The organism is Streptomyces sp. NPDC003077, from assembly GCF_040611095.1.
GTDB lineage: Bacteria > Actinomycetota > Actinomycetes > Streptomycetales > Streptomycetaceae > Streptomyces.
Genome location: NZ_JBEXNM010000072.1, coordinates 36,555 through 45,094 on the forward strand (window position 1 = coordinate 36,555; position 8,540 = coordinate 45,094).

Consider the following 8,540-nt stretch of genomic DNA (forward strand, 5'->3'; position numbering starts at 1 on the left):
CCCAGGTCACCCCCGGCCGGCGCGCCCGCTCACCGCTCCGGATACCGCCGCGGCGTCCAGACGACCTCCCCGCCGTCGCCCCGCCGCACGGCCTGCGTCTGGGACGAGCCGATCAGCAGCAGCGTCCGCATATCGACCTGCTCGGGATCGAGGTCGGCGAGCCGGACGACGCGGACCGACTCCTCGGGGCCGCCCACATCGCGGGCCATGACCACCGGCGTGTCCGGGGCGCGGTGCTCCAGGAGCAGGGCGCGCGCCTTGCCGACCTGCCAGGTGCGGCTGCGCGAGCCGGGGTTGTACAGGGCCAGCACCAGGTCCGCGGCGACCGCCGAACGCAGCCGGTCGGCGATGACGTCCCAGGGCTTGAGGCGGTCGGAGAGGGAGATCACCGCGTAGTCGTGGCCGAGCGGTGCGCCGGCGCGCGCCGCCGCGGCGTGCGCGGCCGTCATGCCCGGCACGATCCGTACGGGCACGTCGCGGTACGGGCCCTCGCAGGCCACCTCCAGGACGGCGGAGGCCATCGCGAACACGCCCGGGTCACCGGACGACACCACGGCCACCCGCCGCCCCTGACGGGCGAGGTCGAGCGCGAACTCGGCGCGCTCGGACTCCACCTTGTTGTCCGAACCGTGCCGCCGCTGCCCGGGGCGTACGGGCACCCGGTTCAGGTACGTCGTGTAGCCGACCAGCTCGTCGGCGGCGGCCAGCACGCCGCGCGCCTCGGGCGTCAGCCACTGCGGACCGGCCGGGCCCAGCCCGACCACCGTGACCTCGCCGCGTCCCTCGGACGGCGTGCGGTCCGCGTCCACCCGGCTGGGCAGCACGGCCACCGAGAAGTACGGCACCGTCTCCGGGTCCACGTCGGCGAGCGGCGCGGTGCGCTCGGCGTCCATCGTGGCGCGCTCCACGTACCGCGCGTCCGGCAGCCGGCCCGCGCGCTCCAGCGCCCGGCGCACGGTCGGGAACGTGCGCCCCAGCTTCATCACGACCGCCGAGTCCGTACCGGCCAGCCGCGCCGTCAGCTCCCCCTCGGGCAGCGTGCCCGGCAGGATCGTCAGGATCTCCTCGCCCTCGACCAGCGGCGCGCCCAGCCGCGCTGCGGCGGCGCTGACGGAGGTGACGCCCGGGACGACCTCGGTCGGGTAGCGGTCGGCCAGCCGCTTGTGCATGTGCATGTACGAGCCGTAGAAGAGCGGGTCGCCCTCGGCGAGTACGGCGACCGTGCGCCCGGCATCCAGGTGCGCGGCCAGCCGGGCCGCGGCCTCGGCGTAGAACTCCTCCATGGCGCCCTTGTAGCCGCCCGGGTGGTCGGTGGTCTCCGTGGTGAGCGGGTAGACCAGCGGTTCCTCGATGTGGTCGGAGCGCAGGTGCTTCTCGGCGATGGAGCGCGCGATGGACCGCCCGTGCCGCGCACTGTGGTACGCGACGACGTCCGCCTCGGCGATGACCTCCACGGCCCGCACGGTCATCAACGACGGGTCGCCGGGGCCCAGACCGACGCCGTACAGGCGACCGGTGGCCCGCTCCGGGGCGCCGCCGGACGACTGCCCGTCGGATGTCCGCTCGCCGGACGGCTGCCCGTCGGATGCCCGCCCGTCGGCCGACCTCCCGCCGGACGACCGCTCGTCACCGGCGGTCTGCCGCGGGTCGGCGCCCGGCGTGGGCTGCCCGGGGCTCGCGGCCCGCTGCCGGCCGTCCTCGGGGGACAGGTGCTGCTCGCTCACTCTTCCTCGCTCGCTATCGCGTTGATCGCGGCGGCGGCGATGGCGCTGCCGCCGCGCCGACCGCGTACTACCAGGTAGTCCAGACGGGAGGGGTGCGCGGCGAGCGCGTCCTTGGACTCGGCGGCGCCGATGAAGCCCACCGGCACGCCGATGACCGCGGCCGGCCGGGGCGCCCCCTCTTCGATCATCTCCAGCAGCCGGAACAGCGCGGTCGGCGCGTTGCCCACGGCCACCACGGCCCCCTCCATGCGCTCCCGCCACAGTTCCAGTGCTGCCGCGCTGCGCGTCGTCCCCATACGGGCGGCGAGGTCGGGCACCCGGGGGTCGGCGAGCGTGCACAGCACCTCGTTGTCGGCGGGCAGCCGCTTACGGGTGACGCCGCTGGCGACCATGTTGGCGTCGCACAGGATGGGCGCGCCGCCCCGCAGCGCCTTACGGGCGCGGGCCACCACCTCGGGCGTGTACGAGAGGTCGCGGACGAGATCGACCATCCCGCAGGCGTGGATCATCCGGACCGCGACCTGGCTGACGTCCGCGGGCAGCCCCGCGAGGTCCGACTCGGCGCGGATGGTGGCAAAGGACTGGCGGTAGATCTCCGCCCCGTCCTTCTCGTACTCGAACACTGGGCCCTCGTTCATCTCGTTCCCGCGTCTGTTCCGCTGCTGCGCTGTTCCGCTGTGCCGCGGCGCGATTCCTGGTTTTCCTGCGTGTGGGGTGGCTTTCCCGTGGCGCGTGGGGGCGTCGGGGAGGTGGCCGGGGGGTGATGGGGTGTGGTCATGGTGGTCACGTGCGCGTCCCGTGGCGCGCCGCGCCGATCGCGCGGGCGAGGCCGGCCGGGTCGGAGAGGGGGAGCGGGCCGGGGGCCGTACTCGCCTCCGGTCCGGCCTTCGTCTCCGTCCCCGCCTTTGCTCCCGTCCCCGCCTTTGCTCCGGTCCCGGTCCCCGTCCCGGCTCCGGACCGTACGGACACTTGGTAGCCGCCGTCGCCGGTCGCCAGCACATCGACCCAGGCGCCGTGGGGATGCCCGCAGCGCCGGGCACAGCCGGACCAGTGGACGGGGAGGAGCGTGCCGTACGCGTACATGTCGGACGCGGACGTGCCGGACGCGGACGTGCCGGATACGGACGTGCCGGACGCTGACGAGGACGCGTCGGCCACCGGGGCCGCCATCGTCGCGATCGCCGCCTCTCCGTCAGCCGCCGCGGTCTCCGCGATCGCCGTCTCCGCGATCGCGGCCTCCGCGTCGGCCCGTACGTCCGACAGCGACTTGGCGCAGCCGGGCAGGCCCGTGCAGGCGCCGGTGCCGCGCCAGGGCGAGCGCGGGTCGGTGATCAGTCCCGCGTCGGCCAGCTGGCGCAGCCGGGGGCCCGCCGTCTCCGGGGACAGCCCCGGGACCAGCACGCCGCGCCACGGCGTGAGCCGCAGCTCACCGGCACCGTCCCGGGCGGCGACGGCACACAGCAGCCGCCACTGCGCCACGGACAGGCGACCGAGCGGTACGAGAACGGAGAGGGCCCGGCGCCCGTCCGGCGCCTCGACGAGACCGGGCGCGGGGACGGCGGCCGACGCGTGGGCGGACGGCGCCTGCGCGGACGAAGCGTGCGCGGACGAAGCGTGCGCGGACGAAGGGCGGGCGGACGAAGTGAAGGCGACCGGGGACGCGGGCTCGCGCGCGGGGTCGGCGGAGGTTCCGTGCGCCGGGGTACGCGCCGGCGTGTGCCGGGGCATGCCCGCCGGCGCGGACGGCTCCACGTAATGGGCCGCGATCCCCGTACGGGTCAGGTGCGCGGCGAGCGCCCGCGCGGTCAGGGCGTGTTCGGCGGGCAGTTCGCGCACCCGCCAGGCCCCCGTACCGGCCGAGCGCGCGGCGGCGAGGAACGCCTCGGCGGCGGCGAGCGCGGCACGCGGCACGTCCGCCTCCGCGATCCGCAGGGCGGCGGGGTCGGCCCCGACCCGCAGCAGCACCGCCCCCGGGGCCGTCCCCGCCTCTGCGACCAAGCTCACATCGGGTCCGAGCGCCGTCACGTCCCCCCGGCCGTCGTCCAGCGCGAACAGGAACCGCCCCGACAACTCCACCGCGGTCTCACTCGCGCACAGCAGCGCGTCCAGCCGCCGGGCCCACAACTGCACGTCCGCGGAACGTACTTCGGCGTCCTCCGTGCCACCCCAGGCGCCGTACGCGTCCAGCCCGGCCGGCGGCGAGGCCAGGATGTTGCGCACCCGCTCGTGCCGGGGCGAGGGCAGCAGCCCGGCCGCGTCCAGCAGTTCCGCCAGTTCGCGATCGCACCCGTCACCGAGGCCGCGCAGCTCCAGATTGCCGCGCGAGGTGAGGGAGAGGTGTCCGTCGCCCAGCCGCTCGGCCGCGTCGGCCAACACCTCGCCCTGATGCGCCGTCAGCAGCCCGGCCGGTATGCGGATTCGCGCCAGGAAACCGTCATTCGCCGCGTGCAGCCGCAGCGCGCCCGGGCAGGCGTCACCGCGGTCCCGTATGGGCGGTTCGTCCCGTTGGGGGGAGATAGAGGGGGAAGGCGGCATGGCGGCGAGCATACCGACGATGCCCGAACCCGCATCCCCATGCCGTACCCCAACGGGACACCCGACCCGGGCCCGACCCGGCCCCCGCCCGCGCCCGAAAACCCGCCCGGCCCCCGCCTGGCTTCGATCCGCACCCGGAAACCCACCCAGCCCCGATCCGCACTCAGAAACTCACCGCTCGCCCCCACCCGCCACCCGCGAGCCCGGCCCGGCCCCCGGCGCCGCGACGTGCCGCATCCGGCGAACGGCCCCCCGCCCATCACCCCGCGCCCCGGAACGGCACCCGGCGCCCCGGAACGGCGCCCCACCCCCCGGAACGTCCCCCGCGCCCCGCCCCCGCCCCACCGCCACTTCCCCGCCCGCCACCGCCTGCGCTTACTATGCACGTCGGTGGGTCAGCTGGCCCGCCGAGACGCCAGCGACGGCGCCAGGGAGGAAGCCCGGTGAGAATCCGGCGCGGTCCCGCCACTGTGAGCCCGGCCACCGCCGGGTGAGCCAGGAACTCCCGCCGTCCTTTTACCGCCCGGGGCGCGGACCCCGAGGAAGGCCAGACGCCGCCATGATCCTGCTGCTGTCGACGTCCGACACCGACCTGCTGAGCGCCCGCGCCGCCGCGGGCCCGGTGCCGTACCGGCTCGCCAACCCCGCCCGCCTGGACCTGGCGGAACTCCCCGCGCTCCTGGAAGGCACCGACCTGGTCGTCGTCCGCCTCCTGGGCGGGCTGCGCGCCTGGCAGGAGGGCATCGACCTGCTCCTCGCCCAGGACCGCCCGGTCGTGGTGCTCACCGGTGAGCAGGCGCCGGACGCCCAGCTCATGGAGGCGTCCACGGTCCCGATCGGCATCGCCGCCGAGGCGCACGCCTACCTGGCGCACGGCGGTCCGGCCAACCTCGACCAGCTCGGCCGCTTCCTGTCCGACACCGTGCTGCTGACCGGCCACGGCTTCGAGCCGCCGGCCGCCGCGCCGACCTGGGGCCCGCTGGAGCGCGAGGCCGTCGCCGAGGTGCCCGGGGACGCCCCGCTGATCGCGGTGCTCTACTACCGCGCCCACCACATGAGCGGCAACACCGGCTTCGTGGACGCGCTGTGCGGCCAGATCGAGCGGGCCGGCGCCCGCGCGCTGCCGCTGTTCGTCGCCTCGCTGCGGGCGCCCGAGCCGGAGCTGATCGACGCGCTGCGGCCCGCCGACGCCATCGTCACCACCGTCCTGGCCGCCGGCGGCACCAAGCCCGCCGCCGCCTCGGCGGGCGGCGACGACGAGTCCTGGGACGCGGGCGCGCTGGCCGCCCTGGACGTGCCGATCCTCCAGGCGCTGTGCCTGACGGGTTCGCGCGCCGCCTGGGAGGAGAACGACGAGGGCCTGTCGCCGCTGGACGCGGCCAGCCAGATCGCGGTGCCCGAGTTCGACGGCCGCCTGATCACCGTCCCGTTCTCCTTCAAGGAGGTGGACGAGGACGGCCTGCCCGTCTACGTCGCCGACCCCGAGCGCGCCGCCCGCGTCGCCGGCATCGCCGTGCGCCACGCCCGGCTGCGCCACGTCCCGGCCGCCGAGAAGCGCCTCGCCCTGGTCCTGTCCGCGTACCCGACCAAGCACTCCCGCATCGGCAACGCGGTCGGCCTGGACACCCCCGCCAGCGCCGTCGCCCTGCTGCGCCGGCTGCGCGCGGAGGGCTACGACTTCGGTCCGGAGACCGGCCCCGACGCGGTGCCCGGCCTGGAGTCCGGCGACGGCGACGAGATGATCCGCGCCCTGATCGAGGCCGGTGGCCACGACCAGGAGTGGCTGACGGACGAGCAGCTCGCCCGCAACCCCGTCCGCATCCCGGCCGCCGACTACAAGCGCTGGTACGCCACCCTCCCCGCCGAACTGCGCGAGGCCGTCGAGGAGCACTGGGGCCCGGCGCCCGGCGAGATGTTCCTGGACCGCAGCCGCAACCCGGAGGGCGACATCGTGCTCGCCGCCCTGCGGCGCGGCAACCTGCTGATCCTCATCCAGCCCCCGCGCGGCTTCGGCGAGAACCCGATCGCGATCTACCACGACCCCGACCTGCCGCCCTCGCACCACTACCTGGCCGCCTACCGCTGGATCGCCGCCTCCCAGGAGGACGGCGGCTTCGGCGCCCACGCCATGGTCCACCTGGGCAAGCACGGCAACCTGGAGTGGCTGCCCGGCAAGAACGCCGGCCTGTCCGCCGCCTGCGGCCCGGACGCCGCCCTCGGCGACCTGCCCCTGATCTACCCGTTCCTGGTCAACGACCCGGGCGAGGGCACCCAGGCCAAGCGCCGCGTGCACGCGACCCTCGTCGACCACCTCGTCCCGCCGATGGCCCGCGCCGAGTCCTACGGCGACATCGCGCGCCTGGAACAGCTCCTGGACGAGTACGCGGCCATCTCCTCCATGGACCCGGCCAAGCTGCCCGCCATCCGCGCCCAGATCTGGACGCTGATCCAGGCCGCCAAGCTGGACCACGACCTGGGCATGGAGGAGCGCCCGGACGACGAGGGCTTCGACGACTTCCTCCTCCACGTCGACGGCTGGCTGTGCGAGGTCAAGGACGCGCAGATCCGCGACGGCCTGCACGTCCTGGGCGGCGCCCCGCAGGGCGAGGCCCGGGTCAACCTGGTCCTGGCGATCCTGCGCGCCCGCCAGATCTGGGGCGGCACCTCCGCGCTGCCGGGCCTGCGCGAGGCGCTGGGCCTGGACGAGTCCGCGGCCACCCGCACCACCGCCGACGAGACGGAGGAGCGCGCCCGCGCCCTCGTCCAGGCGATGGACGACGCGTCCTGGGACCTGGCCGCCCTCGACGAGGTCACCCGCGACCTGCCCGAGGCACAGCGCGAGCCCGTCGCCGCGATCCTGGCCTTCGCCGCCCGCGAGGTGGTGCCGCGGCTCGCCGCCACCACCGACGAGATCGACCACGCCGTGCACGCCCTGAACGGCGGCTTCGTCCCGGCGGGCCCGTCCGGCTCGCCGCTGCGCGGCCTGGTCAACGTGCTGCCGACCGGCCGCAACTTCTACTCCGTCGACCCCAAGGCCGTCCCCAGCCGCCTGGCCTGGGAGACCGGCCAGGCGCTGGCCGACTCCCTCCTGGAGCGCTACCGCACCGACCACGGCGACTGGCCCACCTCCGTCGGCCTGTCCCTGTGGGGCACCAGCGCCATGCGCACCTCGGGTGACGACGTCGCCGAGGCGCTGGCCCTGCTGGGCGTCCGCCCCGTCTGGGACGACGCCTCCCGCCGCGTCACCGGCCTCGAAGCGATCCCGCTGGACGAACTGGGCCGCCCGCGCATCGACGTCACCTTGCGCATCAGTGGCTTCTTCCGCGACGCGTTCCCGCACGTCATCGGCCTCCTGGACGACGCCGTGCGGCTGGCGGCCGACCTGGACGAGCCCGCCGAGTCCAACTTCGTCCGCGCCCACGCCCAGGCCGACCTGGCCGCGCACGGCGACGAGCGGCGCGCCACCACCCGCATCTTCGGCTCCCGCCCCGGCACGTACGGCGCGGGCCTGCTCCAGCTCATCGACAGCCGCGACTGGCGCACCGACGCGGACCTCGCCGAGGTCTACACGGTGTGGGGCGGTTACGCGTACGGGCGCGGGCTGGAGGGCCGCCCGGCCCGCGAGGAAATGGAGAGCGCGTACAAGCGGATCGCGGTCGCGGCGAAGAACACCGACACCCGCGAACACGACATCGCCGACTCCGACGACTACTTCCAGTACCACGGCGGCATGGTCGCCACCGTCCGCGCGCTCAAGGGCACCGCCCCCGAGGCATACATCGGCGACAGCACCCGCCCGGAGACTGTCCGCACCCGCACGCTCGTCGAGGAGACCTCCCGCGTCTTCCGCGCCCGCGTGGTCAACCCGCGCTGGATCGAGGCGATGCGCCGCCACGGCTACAAGGGCGCGTTCGAGCTGGCCGCGACGGTGGACTACCTCTTCGGTTACGACGCCACGACCGGCGTCGTCGCCGACTGGATGTACGACAAGCTCGCCCAGACCTACGTCCTGGACCCGGAGAACCGCGCCTTCCTCCAGGAGGCCAACCCCTGGGCCCTGCACGGCATCGCCGAGCGCCTGCTGGAGGCCGAGTCGCGCGGCATGTGGGCCAAGCCCGACGCCGACACGCTGGCCGCGCTGCGCGAGGCGTTCCTGGAGACGGAGGGCGACCTGGAGGGCGGCGAGGACTGACCCCGCCCGTCGTGGGGGGGGGGTTTCGACGAAAAAACCCCACCCACGCCCCCCCCCTGCGCCCCCACCACCACCCCAAACGCCCCCCC

Annotated in this window: 4 protein-coding genes and 1 riboswitch; of the genes, 1 reads left to right on the forward strand and 3 read right to left on the reverse strand. The window is 75.3% G+C overall.

Annotated elements, in window-relative coordinates; translation table 11 throughout:
• Positions 1-29: 29 nt before the first annotated feature.
• The 3 genes from ABZX96_RS32055 to ABZX96_RS32065 all read right to left on the reverse strand — a co-directional run bounded on the left by ABZX96_RS32055 (position 30) and on the right by ABZX96_RS32065 (position 4,259).
• On the reverse strand, positions 30-1,724 hold the full coding sequence (locus ABZX96_RS32055; RefSeq protein WP_355551158.1) for a precorrin-2 C(20)-methyltransferase: 1,695 nt from the start codon (positions 1,722-1,724) through the stop codon (positions 30-32).
• Positions 1,721-2,362, reverse strand: coding sequence for a precorrin-8X methylmutase (locus tag ABZX96_RS32060; RefSeq protein WP_355551160.1), 642 nt, complete (start codon positions 2,360-2,362; stop codon positions 1,721-1,723). Before ABZX96_RS32060 ends, ABZX96_RS32055 begins: the two co-directional genes overlap by 4 nt.
• Before the next feature lie 145 nt (positions 2,363-2,507).
• A complete protein-coding gene (locus tag ABZX96_RS32065) occupies positions 2,508-4,259 on the reverse strand; it encodes a cobalamin biosynthesis protein CobG (protein ID WP_355551162.1) in 1,752 nt (583 codons plus the stop codon).
• A gap of 432 nt (positions 4,260-4,691) precedes the next feature.
• A riboswitch (cobalamin riboswitch) is annotated at positions 4,692-4,764 on the forward strand.
• A 54-nt stretch (positions 4,765-4,818) separates the two neighbouring features.
• On the opposite strand from ABZX96_RS32065, the gene cobN reads away from it, so the two are divergent.
• A complete protein-coding gene (gene cobN / locus ABZX96_RS32070) occupies positions 4,819-8,451 on the forward strand; it encodes a cobaltochelatase subunit CobN (protein ID WP_355551164.1) in 3,633 nt (1,210 codons plus the stop codon).
• Positions 8,452-8,540 lie beyond the last annotated feature (89 nt).

Excerpts from the sequence above, each read along its gene's own strand:
- ABZX96_RS32065 (WP_355551162.1), bottom strand. The coding sequence starts at position 4,259 with ATGCCGCCTTCCCCCTCTATCTCCCCCCAACGGGACGAACCGCCCATA.
- ABZX96_RS32060 (WP_355551160.1), bottom strand. The coding sequence starts at position 2,362 with ATGAACGAGGGCCCAGTGTTCGAGTACGAGAAGGACGGGGCGGAGATC.
- cobN (WP_355551164.1), top strand. The coding sequence starts at position 4,819 with ATGATCCTGCTGCTGTCGACGTCCGACACCGACCTGCTGAGCGCCCGC.